This window comes from Luteimonas sp. MC1828, assembly GCF_016461615.1.
Classification (GTDB): Bacteria; Pseudomonadota; Gammaproteobacteria; order Xanthomonadales; family Xanthomonadaceae; genus Luteimonas.
Genome location: NZ_JAEMNY010000001.1, coordinates 1,838,937 through 1,851,982 on the forward strand (window position 1 = coordinate 1,838,937; position 13,046 = coordinate 1,851,982).

17 protein-coding genes are annotated in these 13,046 nt (G+C 72.0%); 8 read left to right on the forward strand and 9 right to left on the reverse strand.

The window, feature by feature from the left end; genetic code table 11:
• Nucleotides 1–82 precede the first annotated feature (82 nt).
• Nucleotides 83–565, forward strand: coding sequence for a YajQ family cyclic di-GMP-binding protein (locus JHB91_RS08405; protein ID WP_199374800.1), 483 nt, complete (start codon nt 83–85; stop codon nt 563–565).
• On the forward strand, nt 558–1,133 hold the full coding sequence (locus JHB91_RS08410; protein ID WP_199472389.1) for a DUF1415 domain-containing protein: 576 nt from the start codon (nt 558–560) through the stop codon (nt 1,131–1,133). Before JHB91_RS08405 ends, JHB91_RS08410 begins: the two co-directional genes overlap by 8 nt.
• Here the strand turns inward: JHB91_RS08410 and JHB91_RS08415 are convergent, their stop codons facing one another.
• Nucleotides 1,134–1,862: a pseudouridine synthase gene (locus JHB91_RS08415; RefSeq protein ID WP_199472390.1), complete on the reverse strand. Its 729-nt coding sequence runs from the start codon at nt 1,860–1,862 to the stop codon at nt 1,134–1,136.
• Complete coding sequence (locus JHB91_RS08420; RefSeq protein WP_199472391.1) at nt 1,859–2,962, reverse strand: class I SAM-dependent methyltransferase; 1,104 nt, start codon at nt 2,960–2,962, stop codon at nt 1,859–1,861. Before JHB91_RS08420 ends, JHB91_RS08415 begins: the two co-directional genes overlap by 4 nt.
• A 123-nt stretch (nt 2,963–3,085) precedes the next feature.
• On the opposite strand from JHB91_RS08420, the gene JHB91_RS08425 reads away from it, so the two are divergent.
• The gene (locus tag JHB91_RS08425) at nt 3,086–3,346 is read left to right on the forward strand and encodes a hypothetical protein (RefSeq protein WP_199374796.1); all 261 of its coding nucleotides are present in this window, start codon (nt 3,086–3,088) and stop codon (nt 3,344–3,346) included.
• Nucleotides 3,347–3,353: 7 nt separating this feature from the next.
• On the opposite strand, the gene JHB91_RS08430 is transcribed toward JHB91_RS08425, so the two are convergent.
• Both JHB91_RS08430 and JHB91_RS08435 read right to left on the reverse strand, forming a co-directional pair.
• Nucleotides 3,354–3,806, reverse strand: a complete 453-nt coding sequence (locus JHB91_RS08430) for a hypothetical protein (protein WP_199472392.1) — start codon at nt 3,804–3,806, stop codon at nt 3,354–3,356.
• Entirely contained in the window at nt 3,803–4,417 is a 615-nt protein-coding gene (locus tag JHB91_RS08435; protein WP_199472701.1) for a sigma-70 family RNA polymerase sigma factor, read from the reverse strand. The genes JHB91_RS08430 and JHB91_RS08435 overlap by 4 nt, the downstream gene beginning before the upstream one ends.
• A 136-nt stretch (nt 4,418–4,553) precedes the next feature.
• Here JHB91_RS08435 and JHB91_RS08440 point away from each other — a divergent pair, with 136 nt between their 5' ends.
• Nucleotides 4,554–4,880: a DUF6249 domain-containing protein gene (locus JHB91_RS08440; protein WP_199374793.1), complete on the forward strand. Its 327-nt coding sequence runs from the start codon at nt 4,554–4,556 to the stop codon at nt 4,878–4,880.
• A gap of 48 nt (nt 4,881–4,928) precedes the next feature.
• On the opposite strand, the gene JHB91_RS08445 is transcribed toward JHB91_RS08440, so the two are convergent.
• Entirely contained in the window at nt 4,929–7,457 is a 2,529-nt protein-coding gene (locus JHB91_RS08445; protein WP_199472393.1) for an FtsX-like permease family protein, read from the reverse strand.
• A complete protein-coding gene (locus JHB91_RS08450) occupies nt 7,454–8,173 on the reverse strand; it encodes an ABC transporter ATP-binding protein (protein WP_233348297.1) in 720 nt (239 codons plus the stop codon). The genes JHB91_RS08445 and JHB91_RS08450 overlap by 4 nt, the downstream gene beginning before the upstream one ends.
• Before the next feature lie 129 nt (nt 8,174–8,302).
• Here JHB91_RS08450 and JHB91_RS08455 point away from each other — a divergent pair, with 129 nt between their 5' ends.
• On the forward strand, nt 8,303–8,938 hold the full coding sequence (locus JHB91_RS08455; RefSeq protein WP_233348296.1) for an arylesterase: 636 nt from the start codon (nt 8,303–8,305) through the stop codon (nt 8,936–8,938).
• An 18-nt stretch (nt 8,939–8,956) separates the two neighbouring features.
• Here the strand turns inward: JHB91_RS08455 and JHB91_RS08460 are convergent, their stop codons facing one another.
• From JHB91_RS08460 to JHB91_RS08470, 3 genes are all read right to left on the reverse strand, one after another.
• Complete coding sequence (locus JHB91_RS08460) at nt 8,957–9,658, reverse strand: M23 family metallopeptidase (RefSeq protein ID WP_199472394.1); 702 nt, start codon at nt 9,656–9,658, stop codon at nt 8,957–8,959.
• A gap of 3 nt (nt 9,659–9,661) precedes the next feature.
• Entirely contained in the window at nt 9,662–10,702 is a 1,041-nt protein-coding gene (locus tag JHB91_RS08465; protein WP_199472395.1) for a L,D-transpeptidase, read from the reverse strand.
• A 64-nt stretch (nt 10,703–10,766) separates the two neighbouring features.
• Nucleotides 10,767–11,489, reverse strand: coding sequence for a murein L,D-transpeptidase catalytic domain family protein (locus JHB91_RS08470; RefSeq protein ID WP_199472396.1), 723 nt, complete (start codon nt 11,487–11,489; stop codon nt 10,767–10,769).
• 144 nt (nt 11,490–11,633) lie between these two features.
• On the opposite strand from JHB91_RS08470, the gene JHB91_RS08475 reads away from it, so the two are divergent.
• The 3 genes from JHB91_RS08475 to msrB are packed head-to-tail and all read left to right on the forward strand — an operon-like array spanning nt 11,634 to nt 12,975.
• Nucleotides 11,634–12,191: a DUF3016 domain-containing protein gene (locus JHB91_RS08475; protein WP_199472397.1), complete on the forward strand. Its 558-nt coding sequence runs from the start codon at nt 11,634–11,636 to the stop codon at nt 12,189–12,191.
• Between the two features lie 11 nt (nt 12,192–12,202).
• Entirely contained in the window at nt 12,203–12,487 is a 285-nt protein-coding gene (locus JHB91_RS08480) for a DUF4031 domain-containing protein (RefSeq protein ID WP_199374786.1), read from the forward strand.
• 26 nt (nt 12,488–12,513) lie between these two features.
• Nucleotides 12,514–12,975, forward strand: coding sequence for a peptide-methionine (R)-S-oxide reductase MsrB (msrB, locus tag JHB91_RS08485; protein WP_199472398.1), 462 nt, complete (start codon nt 12,514–12,516; stop codon nt 12,973–12,975).
• Nucleotides 12,976–13,046: the final 71 nt, after the last annotated feature.

Sequence of the window (13,046 nt, forward strand, 5' to 3'; positions counted from 1 at the left end):
GAGGCCGCCATGATGCCGCGCGGCGGGCCGGCGTGCGCGGTGCGGTACCCTGTCGGCCCCCGGAACCCGCCAGAAAAACGCCATGCCCTCCTTCGATATCGTCTCCGAAGTCGACACCCACGAGCTGACCAACGCCGTGGACCAGGCCAACCGCGAACTCGACACGCGCTTCGATTTCAAGGGCGTGGAGGCGACGTTCACGCGCGAGGACAACGTGATCTCGCAGTCCGCGCCCAGCGAGTTCCAGCTGCAGCAGATGACCGACATCCTGCGTGCCCGCCTGGCGGCGCGAAAGATCGACACCCGCTGCCTCGAGTTCGGCGACGTCGACACCAACCTCGCCGGCGCGCGCCAGAAGATCACCGTCAAGCAGGGCATCGAGCGCGAGATGGCGAAGAAGATCGGCAACGAGATCAAGGCCGCCAAGCTCAAGGTCGAGACCCAGATCAACGGCGACAAGCTGCGCGTGACCGGCAAGAAGCGCGACGACCTGCAGGCGGCCATGGCGCTGCTGCGCAGCAAGGAATTCGAGCAGCCGATCCAGTTCGACAACTTCCGTGACTGAGTCCACCGGCACCGGAGCGGCGCCGGACGCGCCCGACGCGCCCGACTACCTCGGCGACACCTCGCGCTGGCTTGAGCGCGCGGTCATCGGCCTGAATCTCTGCCCCTTCGCCAAGGCGGTGGTGGCCAAGGGCCAGGTGCGGATGGTGCTGAGCGAGGCGCGCGACGCCGCGAGCCTGCTGGAAACGCTGGGCGCGGAGCTGCTGCACCTGCGCGACACGCCGGCCGAGGCCACCGACACCACGCTGATCGTGCATCCGCACGTGCTCGCGGATTTCCTCGACTACAACGACTTCCTGGAACACGCCGACGCGCTGGTCGGCGAACTCGACCTGGAAGGCGTGCTGCAGGTCGCGAGCTTCCACCCGCAATACCAGTTCGCCGGCAGTGCGCCGGACGACATCGCCAACTTCACCAACCGCTCGCCGTGGCCGACCCTGCACCTGCTGCGCGAGGACAGCGTGTCGCGCGCGGTGGACGCATTCCCGGATCCGGACGCGATCATCGAGCGCAACGTCCGCACGTTGGAAGAGCTCGGCCACGCCGGCTGGCGCAAGCTGCTCGACTGATTACGGCGCGGGCGTCGTGCCGGCGCCACCCATCGCGTACAGCTGCGCTCGGTCGCCGTCGTCCAGCAGCCGCCACGCGCCTTCGGGCAGGTCGCCGAGCGTCAGCCCGCCCACCTGCGGCCGGTGCAGCGCGACCACGTGGTTGCCGACCGCGGCGAACATGCGCCGCACCTGGTGGTAGCGGCCCTCGTGCAGGGTCAGCCGCGCGCGGTCCGGCGCGAGCACCTCGAATCCGGCGGGCAGCAGCGGGGTCTTCTCGGATTCGAGCATCAGCGTGCCGCTGGCGAAGATCGCCGCCTCGTTGCCACGCAGCGGCTCGGCGAGCGTGGCCTCGTAGACCTTGGGCAGCCCGGCCTTGGGCGAGATGATCCGGTGCAGCAGCTGGCCGTCGTCGGTCATCAGCAGCAGCCCGCTGGTCTCGCGGTCAAGGCGGCCGACGGTGGACAGCGTGGGCGAGCGCAGCGCGAACCGCGGCGGCAGCAGGTCGTACACCAGGCGCCCGCGATCCTTGGCGGAACAGGTATGTCCGGTCGGCTTGTGCAGCATCAGCAGCATGCCGGGCGCCGGATCGAGCGGCTCGCCGTCCACGCGCACGTCGTCGCGCTCCGGCTGGTCATCGGCGTACAGCACCTCGCCCGCGGCGTCGGTGACGCGGCCCTCGCGGAACATCGCGGCGACCTCCTTGCGGCTGCCGTGGCCGAGGTTGGCCAGCATGCGTACCAGCTTCACCGCCAGCGCGCCTCGCGCTCGGGGCGCACCGGGCGCGCGGGAGGCTTGGGCAGGGACTTCACCGCTTCCACCACCTTGAAGCCATCGTGCTGCGCGACCAGGCGCACGGTGCCGAAGCCGGCTCCCAAGGCCTCCTCATAAGGAAGGTGGCGGTTGGCCACCAGCCACAACCGGCCGCCCGGCTTCAGCGCCTGCGCGGCGCTGGCGATGAAGGCGCGGCCGATGTCGGGCCGCTCGGCGCCGCCGGGCACGTGGAACGGCGGATTGCTCACGATCACGTCGTACTGGCCGGGGACACCGGCGGTGACGTCATGCCAGTGGAAGCCGAGCGCCACCCGTGGCGAGAACCCCGCGAGGTTCTCGCGTGCCAGCTGCAGCGCGCGCGCCTCGGCTTCGAAGGCGTCGAGCGCGGTGATGCCCGGGTTGCGCGCCAGCAGCTCGCCGGCGAGATAGCCCCAGCCCGCGCCGAAATCGGCGGCACGGCCAACGAGGTCGGCCGGCAGGTGGTCCGCCAGCAGCTGCGATGCCGGATCGATGCGGTCCCAGGCGAACACGCCGGGCCGGCTCACGAAGCGGTCGCCGGCAATGCGCCGCGGCGCGTCCAGCGTGCGCCATTGCGCCGCCAGCGCGGCATCGCCCTGGCCGTCGGCACGGGCATGGAACACGCGGCACTTGTGCTTGCTGCGCGTCACCACGCTGCCGGCGATGCGGGCGAAATCGGCCTCGGCGGACTTCGCACCGGCATCGTTGGCGACGCTGGCAATCACCGTGCCACCTGGGGCGACCCGCGCGAAGGCCTCGGCGAACAGCGCGCGCGCTTCATCGCGCTGGCGTGGCGGCAGCAGCAGCACCAGCGGCCAGCGGCGGGCGTCGCCGGAGGCGTCTGCGGGGTCGCGGACGCTGAATCCGGCGCTCGCCAGTGCGGCGGCATCCGGGCGATAGCCCTGCTCGCACACCAGTCCGGGTCGGTCCTGCGCCTGCAGGGCCGCGCCGGCGCGCGCGCGCAGGAACAGTGCGCCGTCCGCCGGCCAGGCGAGTTCGCCTTCGGCAAAGGGCAGCAGCAGCGCGTCGAGCGCGGGATCGCCGTTGGGGCCTGGCATGGAGGTCGGTTCGCGGGAGAAGGGACGGCGATTCTACGTGAGGGGCTCGGGCGCGCCGGTTTCATCGCCGTTGAACGCCGCAGCGGCGAGGATGACTGCAGACCCGAACACCCTGGAGGCACCATGCGCCTGCTTTTTGTCGGCGGCCCCGTGGACAACACCGAGATCGCGTACGACGGCGGCGAGCCGCCCGCCCACTACCCGCCCGACACCGGCAGCGGGCATTCGCGGTATCGGCTGCACCTGGTCGGCCGCGCCGGGGGCGCACCCGTCTACGCCGTGTACGGGGCGCCGGATCTCGCCGCCTCCGAGGTGAACGGCACCGCAGCCGAGCGCGATTACGCGCGCCGGTTCAGCGTCGACGAGGAAAGCGCGCCGACCTGAGCGGAGCTCAGGCGGCCGCGTGGCCGCCCTTGCCGCGGTGACCGGGGTTGCCGCCGCGCAGCCCGTCGATGCCCCACGACACGACCGCGCAGGCCGCAGCCACCAGCACCCAGCGCAGTGCGTCCTCGCCGAGGAGGGCCACCGACGCCTGCCACCAGCGCCTGCCGAACAGCACCAGCACCGCAGCCAGCGCCACGGGCATCAGCGCCAGCAGGATGCGCAGCAGCACGCGCTCCAGGCGGCCGTCGGGCACCGCCCGCGCTTCACCACGGACGAGTGCAGCGACCTGCACCGCGAAATCCGCCGGCAGCTCCGGCGGCGACGCGTGGCGCGCCGCGGCGGCCACCGGCCGGTACGCCGCCACCAGCGGATCGTCGTGGGGCGCCGCAGCGCGGCCGTGGTGCATCGCACGCTCCTGGGCCTGCCATTCGCGTTCGTCGATCGGGGGATGCGGGTTCATGCGGCGACTCCAAAGCGAAGTTCCAGCACCGCGCGCAGGGCTTTGCGCGTACGGAACAGGTGGCTCTTGATGGTGCCCTCGGCGAGTCCGGTGATCGTGGCGATCTCCGCGATCGGCAGCTCTTCGAGGTGGTACAGGGTGAGCAGGGTGCGCTGCAGCGGCGGCAGCGCGTCGATCGCCGCGTGCAGGTGGCGCGCCTCGTCCGCTTCGGCGTGCGCCGCGGCGACGTCGAACGCATCCGCCACGCGCTCGGCCGGCGCCAGGGCATCGCCATCGATCGGCTCCGCCAGCGGGATCCGGCGGCGCTCGAGGTGGCGCTTGGCCACCGAGTACGCCACCTGCGCGATCCATGCCTTCAGCGGCGCGTCCGCGCGGTACTGCGGCAGGTAGCGGTGCACGCGCAGGAACACCTCCTGACACAGCTCGCGGGTGTCCTCCGGGTGCCGCACCATGCGCTGCACCACGTGCCACGCCAGCCGCTGGTAGTCGCGCACCAATGCTTCGAACGCACCGGGCGTGCCTGCGAGCACGGCGGCGACGCGCGCGGCGTCGTCGCCGCACGCGTCATCTGGCGCCAAGTCGGCGCGGCCAGCGGTGAACACGGGATCCATGTGCACGGGATACGCCTGGCAGGCCCGCGGTTGCAAGCGCTCGCGCAGTGATCCAGCTGCAACCGGCGGCGCGGCCCCCGTATCCACTCCAGCAAGCCGCCGATCCGCGCGGCATCACCAACCCAGGGACCCTGCCATGAACTTTGAAGTCTTCATCCCGATCGTGCTCTTCGCCTGCATCTACCTGTCGATCAAGGCCGTCGTCGACGCCCGCACGCGGCGGGAGATGGTCGCCAGCAACGGCTCGGAAGCCATGGCGCGCTCGATCCTCGAAGGCGAGGAGGCGCGCCGCCGCCAGGCCTCGCTGCGCTGGGGCACGGTGCTGGTGCTGCTGGCCATCGGCTTCGCGGTCATCGAGGCGATGGGCTGGCGCGAAGCCACGCCCGGCGCGTTCGCCGTGCTGCTGGGCGCCACCGGCCTCGGCAACCTGGCGGCATACTTCATCGCCAAGCGCGTCGGCTGAGCGCGGGTCCGCGGCCACACGGCCACACGGCCCCGGCCTCCAGCCCCTTCAGCCCTGCAGTTCGCGCAGGGTCACCGCCGGGGGTGCATCCAGCACCCGGCGCGTGGCGAACAGCCCGGCCACCAGCGCCGCCGCCACGCCGACCGCCGCGCCGATCGCCACCATCGCCAGGTCCGGCTGCCACGGCAGGTCGAACACGCGCTTGGCGATCACCCCGGCCAGCACCGACGCGGCGATCGCCGCCACCACCCCGGAAATCAGGCCGATGGCGGCGAACTCCGAGGCCTGCGCCAGGCGCAGCTGCCAACGGCTGGCGCCGAGCACGCGCATCACCCCGCCCTCCAGCAGGCGCTCGTCCTGGCTGGCGCTGATGGCCGCCAGCAGCACCAGCACGCCAGCTGCAAGTGCAAACCAGAACACCACCTCCACCACCGTCGACACCTGGTCGGCGGTGGCGCGCACCTGGTCGAGCACCGCGTCGACATCGATCACCGAGACGTTCGGGTACTTGCCGACCAGTGCGCGGGTGAACGCGGTGTCGCCGCGCGGCACGCCGACCGCGGTGATCCAGCTGGCCGGGTAGGTGTCGAGTGCGCCGGGCGAGGCGAGCACGAAGAAATTCGGCTTGAAGCTTTCCCAGTCCACGCTGCGCAGCGAAGTGACGGTGCCCTCCATCCGGCGCCCTGCGATGTCGAACGCGATACGGTCGCCAAGCTGCCAGCCCAGTGATTCGGCAAAGCCCTCTTCCACAGACAGTTCGGTGGCGGCCAGCGGCGCCGCGCCCCAGAAGCGTCCCGCGGTGACGCGGTTGTCGTCGCCCAGCACGGACGTGGTGGACAGGTTGAACTCGCGTTCCGCGCGGCGCTGCGCGCGCCGCCCGTCTTCGGCGTCGTCGGCGGACGCCGCGATGTCGGCGGTGTCGACCGCCTCTCCGTTGCGCGTGGCCAGGCGGCCACGGACCATCGGATACAGCACCGGCTCGCCGAGCCCCTGTTCCGCCAGCAGCGCGCGCACACCCGGCATCTGCTCCTGCTGCACGTTGATCACGAAGCGGTTGGGCGCGTCCTCGGCCAGCGACACGCGCCAGCGGTCGAGCAGGTCGGTGCGCACGAAGGTCAGCAGCAGCAGCGCCATCAGGCCGAGGCCGAGCGCCGAGACCTGCGCGATGCTGGTGCCGGCGCGGCGGCTGACGTTGGCCAGGCCATAGCGCAGGCTGCCGCGCAGGCGCGTGCGCAGCCGGCGCACGACCAGGATCAGCAGCCAAGCGAGCGTGGCCAGCACCAGCAGGGTCACGGCAATGCCCGCCAGCATCGCCAGGCCGAGCGTGGCCGAGCCGGCCTGCCACCACAGCAGCGCCGCCATGCCGCCCAGCCCGGCCAGCGTCACCAGCCAGGCACTGGGCTCGGTGGCATCCAGGTCGCGGCGCAGCACGCGCAGCGCGGGCACGCGGCGCAGCGCCAGCACCGGCGGCGCCGCGAACGCCAGCAGCACCACCATGCCCACGCCCATGCCCTGCAACGCCGGCAGCGGGCCGGCCGGCGGGATGCCGATGCCAAGCAGACCCGCCAGCCAGGCGCCGATCGCCCACTGCAGCCCGTAGGCGATCGCGATCCCGACCGCACAGGCCAACAGCCCCAGCAGCATCAGTTCGCCGACATGGATCACCACCAGCGTGCGCTGGCTCGCGCCCAGGCAGCGCATCACCGCTGCGCCCTGCAGGTGGCGGGCGCTGTGCCGGCGCGCGGCCATGGCCACCGCCACCGCCGCCAGCACCACCGACACCAGTGCGGCGAGGCCAAGGAAGCGCCCCGCCCGGTCGAGCGCGGAACGCACTTCCGGGCGCGCATCCGCCGCCGTTTCCAGGCGCTGGCCGCGCTGCAGGCCATCGTTCGCAGCGCTGGTGAACCGGTCCACGGCCGCCGCGTCGCCGGCCACCACCAGGCGATAGCGGATGCGGCTGCCTTCCTGCACCAGTCCGGTGGCGCCGAGGTCGTCGAGGTTGAGGAACACCCGCGGCGCGACGTTGAAGTAATCGAGTGCCGCGTCCGGCTCCTGCACCACGATCGCCGCCAGCCGCAGCCGCGATTCGCCGATGCCGACTTCGTCGCCGATACCTGCGCCGAGCGTTTCCGCGCCGGCGCGGCCCATCCACAAGGTGCCCGGCGCGGGCACGCCGGTCGCGTCGCGCTCGATGCCGTCGGCACCCGCGATGCGGAAGCTGCCGCGCAGCGGGAAGCCCGCGCCCAGCGCGCGCAGCTCGCCAAGCTTCAGCTGCGCGGCGTCGCCCTCGCCGACGCGGATCATGGTGTCGAGCCCGACGGTGTCGGCATGGCGCAGGCCGGGCGCGCGCGCGGCCTCGCGCAGCGGTCCCGTGATCGGCGCGTCGCCGCGCAGCACGGCGTCGCCGCCGAGCAGGCGGTTGGCTTCGATCGCCAGCGCACGCGCGGCGCGGTCGGTGACGAAGCCGACCGCGGTCACTGCGACGACTGCCAGTACCAGCGCCGCCAGCAGGATGCGGATGTCGCCGGAGGCGAGGTCGCGGCGCAGCTGCCGCATGGCGAGCGCGAGCGCCCTCATGCCGCGGCGCGCGCGTCGTCGGCGACCAGGCGGCCGCTGTCGAGGCGCAGCGTGCGCCGGCAGCGGTGCGCGAGGTGCTCGTCATGGGTCACCAGCACCAGCGTGGTGCCGAGGTCGGCGTTGAGCGCGAACAGCAGCTCGATGATCGCCTGCCCGGTGCGCGTGTCCAGGTTGCCGGTGGGCTCGTCGGCGAACAGCAGCGACGGCCGGGTGACGAACGCGCGCGCCACCGCCACGCGCTGCTGCTCGCCGCCCGACAGCTGCCGCGGGTAGTGGCCCAGGCGCTCACCCAGGCCGACGCGCAGCAGGATCTCGCGCGCCGGGCCTTCCACGTCGCCGTCGCCGCGCAGCTCCAGCGGCAGCATCACGTTTTCCAGGGCGGTGAGTGACGGCAGCAGCTGGAAATTCTGGAACACGAAGCCGACCTTGGCGCCACGCACCTTTGCGCGCCCGTCCTCGTCGAGGGTCGACAGCGGCGCGCCGTCGATCCGCACATCGCCGCTGCTGGGCGTGTCGAGCCCGGCCAGCAGCGACAGCAGCGTGCTCTTGCCCGAGCCCGACGCGCCAACGATCGCCACGCTGTCGCCGGCGGCGATCTCGAAGCCGACGCCGTCGAGGATCACCAGTTCGCCGGCCGGCAGCATGACGCGCTTGCCAAGGTGCGTGGCTGAGAGCGCAGGCAGCGCGGCGGACGGGGTTACGGTGGAATCGGGCATGGATGGAGGACCTTCGTGGGGGCATGATGTCCGGCCGGGGCGCGTGGCGCGCCGCGGGCAGCCGGATCGGAGGAATGGATGGCGACAGGATATTGGGCGATGTGCCGCCAGGTCCAAATGGCGTTGGGTTTGTGCATCCTGCTCCTGGCAGGCGTCGCCCAGGCGCAGGGCCGGCCGGCGGCCACCGCGCCCGACGACGCGCGCGACGATGCGCCGGCGCGCACGGTGCTGGTGATGGGCGACTCGCTGTCGGCCGCCTACGGCCTGCGCGCCGACCAGGGCTGGGTGGAGCTGCTGGCGCAGCGCATTTCCGCTGAGCGCCCCGGCTGGCGCGTGGTCAACGCCAGCATCAGCGGCGAGACCAGCGCCGGGGGGTCGTCGCGCATTGCCCGCGAAGTGGTGCGCCAACAGCCGGCGGTGGTGGTGATCGCGCTCGGCGCCAACGACGCGCTGCGCGGGCTGCCGCTGGCGGAGCTCAAGCACAACCTGGCGCGCATGATCGGCGCCTCGGAGCACGTCGGCGCGCGCGTGCTGCTGGTCGGCATGCGCATGCCGCCCAACCTCGGCCCTGAATACACGCAGGGCTTCGAGCGCACCTACCGTGATCTCGCCACCTTCTTCGACATCCCGCTGCTGCCGTTCCTGCTCGAACCCATCGCCGCCGACCGCGGCAACTTCATGGACGACAACCTGCACCCGGTCGCCGAGGCGCAGCCCGCCATCCGCGACCATGTCTGGCCCGCGCTGGCGCCACTGCTGCGCTGAGGGGCCCCGCGGCGGGCGTCAGGGCCTCTTGCCGGTGAACACCGGGAAGGGGTCGATGGCGGTGCCCTTCCACCACTGCTTCTCCGGTCCGAGCACGAAGATCGCAAAGTGCAGGTGCGGCCCCGCAGGATCGGCGTTGCCGGTGCTGCCGACGTAACCGATGACCTGGCCCTGGCGCACCTGTTGCTTCTCGGCCAGCCCCGGCGCGTAGCGGTCCAGGTGCGCGTAGTAGTACGCATAGCGGCCACCGGGCTCGAACTGGTAGATGGTCAGCCCGCCCTGCCTGCTGTCGAACAGCTTCTCGACATGGCCATCGGCCACCGCCAGCACCGGCGTACCGGTAGGCGCCATGATGTCGATCGCCTCGTGCACCCGGCCTTCGCTGCGCGCATCCTCGAACGTCGGCGACAGCTGTGCGGGCGTCACGCCCTGCACCGGCACCACGAGCCCCGATGGCAAGGGCTCCGGAGCGGCGACGCGCGGTTCGGCGCCGGTGTCGACGGGCAGCGTCGGCGCGGGCGCTGGCGTCGGTCGCGACGTCGAGACCGGGCGGACAGCACGCCCGCCGGGCACGGCGTCCGGCATCGCGGGATCCGCGGCCGCGACCGCCGGCGCCGGCGTGATCCGCAGGATCCGCGCGCGTTCGGCGCGCGACATCCCCGCCAGGTGCACGAGCGCCGCCAGCAGCAGGCCGGCAAGGACCATGGCGACGTATTTCATGGACTATTCCTGCAGGATCGCCGCAAGGCCCGGCTTCACCGCGGCGGCCAGCGTCAGCACGTTCCAGTTGCTCAGGCGGATGCAGCCGTGCGAATCGGTCTTGCCGACATTGGCCGGCACCGGCGTGCCATGGATGCCGTAGTGCTCCTTCGACAGATCGACCCAGGCCACGCCGACCGGGTTGTTGGGACCCGGCTGCAGCGTCGCCTTGGCGTGAGCGGGATCGGCATCCCAGAACAGCTCCGGGTTGTAGTGGAACGTCGGGTCGCGCGCGACGCCCTTGATCGCCCACTCGCCGATCGGCAGCGGGTCGTGCTTGCTGCCGGTCGAGGCCGGGAATTGCGCCACCACCTTGCCGTCGGCCGCCACCAGCTGCACCACGGAATCGGACTTGTCGACCACCACCTTGGCGATCTCCGGCAGCGGCGCGGCGCCGGACACGTTCGGCACCACGATGCGCGTGCCTGCCGCGGCCAGGTCCTTGCCGGGATTGAGGCGCTGCAACAGCGTGGGGCTGGCGTGGAACTTCTCACCCAGGGCCTCGGCGGCGCTCTCGAAGCCCAGCGTGTCGAGCTTCGACTTCTCCATCATGTCGGTGGGCAGCTTGCGGAACGGACCGGCGACGTCGGCGGCCACGATCGCATGCTCGATGAGCACCGGTGCCGCATCGGCGTTCAGCGCCTGCCACGTCGCGTCGTCAAGCGCACCACTCGCCTCGAGGTCGCGGCTGCGCTGGAACGCGGCGATCGCGCGCCGTGTATTCGAACCCCCGCGGCCATCGATCTCGCCCGGCGAGAAATGCGCCCGATCGAGAAGCACCTGCGCGCGCAGCATCGCGTCGTTGCCCGTCGTGGTCGTGGCGACGTTGGCGGGATGGTCGGCGCCGGCTGCCTGCGGCTGGACGGTCGCATCCGGGACCTTGGCGGCGGCGGGCACGACCGGCGTCGCGCCCGGGGGCAGCGCCGGCTCCTGCGCGCCGGCAAGCGGCGACGCGCTGAAGAGGATCGCGCACAGCGCGAGGGCAAGCGGCTTCGCTGGAGTCATGCGGACATCCTTGGTGTGCAGGGTCCGGCGATGCTGCGCGAGCCGTCGGCGATGCCGCGTGAAATCAGCGCGCTGCGCGCGCCTTTCGTTCAGCCCGGGGGCAATGCAGGAATCGCGACCCGTTCAACCAGGACGCGTCGCGGGCGTATGCGAACACCAGCTGGCCGTCGCGCAGGTCGTCGATCACCGCGCGCGCGACCCCGGCACGCACCGCCGGACAGCCCCAGCTGCGCCCCAAGCGGCCCTGCCTGCGGGCCTGTGCTGGATCTACATAGTCGGCGCCATGCATCACCAGCAACCGCTCGCGCGCGGCATCGTTGATGCCGGGTTCGAGCCCGTCCATGCGCAGCGAATAGCCGTTCTCCCCCATGTAGGTCTCGGCGGTGGCGAACAGGCCCAGGCTCGACTGGTAGCTGCCTTCGACATTGGAGAAGCGCGTCGCCATGTTGTCGCCGCTGCCGCGGCCATGTGCCACGTGCTCGGCGTGCAGCAGCGCCCCCCGGTCAAGGTCGAATATCCAGAGCCGCTTTTCAGTCGACGGCAGCGTGTAGTCGATGACCGCGAGGCGATCGGCGCCGGAGCCCGCGACTCCCGTCGCGCGCGCGCAGTCGCGCGCCTCCAGTGCAAGCGCCAGGACCTTGCGGTCGAGCCCGGGCGCCGCGGCCGACATGCGCGCCAGCAGGTCCTGGGCGTGTGCCAGCGGCGCGGCCGCGAGCAGCAGCGCAAGCAGCATGCCGGGCAGGCGCGCGGGCGGTGGATGGAGGTGGCGGCGCGAGAGGACTGGCATGAGGACAAGGTGCAGCCGCTTGACCGGCTGCACAAGGCGCCGCACATGAACGCCCGGAAACGCCACGACTCGACGCATTCCATCGGGTTTGCCGCGGCCATTGCGCGCGCGCAGAATGCCTGCAGACATTCGACGGAGCCTGCCATGGCCACGCTCGCAAGGATCATCGTCCTCGTGCTCGCCACCCTGTTCGCGAGCCACGCCGAAGCCCGCTCGACCAACGTGACCGACGCCGACTATCCGCGCGCCCTGGAAGCGGAGGGCCCGGTTGCCGTGGCATGGACCGATCCGGAGCAGTTCACCGAGATCCGCTACAGCCGCAACCGCTTCGAAGCCGTGCGCGGCGATTGGGTCCGCGACCTCGCCGGGTACCTGCGCACGACATCCGCCGCGGCGCTCGCCGACGGCGAGCGGCTGGACGTGGTGATCACCGACATCGACCGCGCGGGCGACTACGAGCCGGCGATGCACCGCCTGGCAGACGTGCGCGTGGTGCGCGACCTGTACCCGCCGAGCATCGCGCTGCGCTTCACCCTCCACGATGCCGGCGGCCAGGTGCTTGCCGAGGGCGAACGCCGGCTGACCGACCTCGGATTCCTGAGCTCGTCGGTCGGCATTCCGCTGTACACCGACGCGCTGCGACACGAGAAGCGCCTGCTCGAGCGCTGGGTGCGCAACGAGCTGCGCGCACCGCGGCGCTGAGACGCGAAGCAGTGGCGGTGTACGTGGATGACGCGGTCACGCTCTGGCGCGGCCGGCGCTGGGCGCACCTGATGGCCGACACGCTGGCGGAGCTGCATGCCTTCGCCGACGGCCTCGGCATGCCGCGCCACGCGTTCCAGGACAAGACCAGCGGCGCGCACTACGACGTCACCGCGGAACTCCGCGAACTCGCCATCGCACGCGGCGCCGTGCCGATCTCGCGCCACCACGACCGCGCGCGCCTGCGCCAGGTCATCGCCAACGCGCGCGCGCAGGGCCGGCGCAAACCCGATTGAATGCACACCATCCCCCGGAGCAGGCCATGACCACGTTCGACCTCACCCCGCCCAGCGACGACGCGCGCAACGCCATCAGCCGCACGCTCGACGACGACTCGCGCCGCGTGATGCTGGCGCACGGCACGGAAGCACCGTTCTGCGGCGCGTTCCTCGACAACAAGCGCGATGGCACGTACTGCTGCGGCTTCTGCGGCCTGCCGCTGTTCCGCTCCGATGCCAAGTTCGATTCCGGCACCGGGTGGCCCAGCTTCTTCGCGCCCTACGATCCCACGCACATCCGCTACATCCGCGACAGCAGTCACGGCATGGTGCGCATCGAAGAAGTCTGCGCGCGCTGCGGAAGCCACCTGGGGCACGTGTTTCCGGACGGCCCGCCACCCACGGGCGAGCGCCATTGCCTGAATTCGGTATCCCTGCAGTTCACGCCGCGCGGCGAGCTGCTGCCCGACATCCTCGGCCGCGGCGAGCGCGTCATCGCCGACTGAACATCGCGGGCCGGCTGCAGGGCCCGCCCGCGCCGCGTATCCTTTGCCGCCGCGCGGGACTGCCGCGCGCA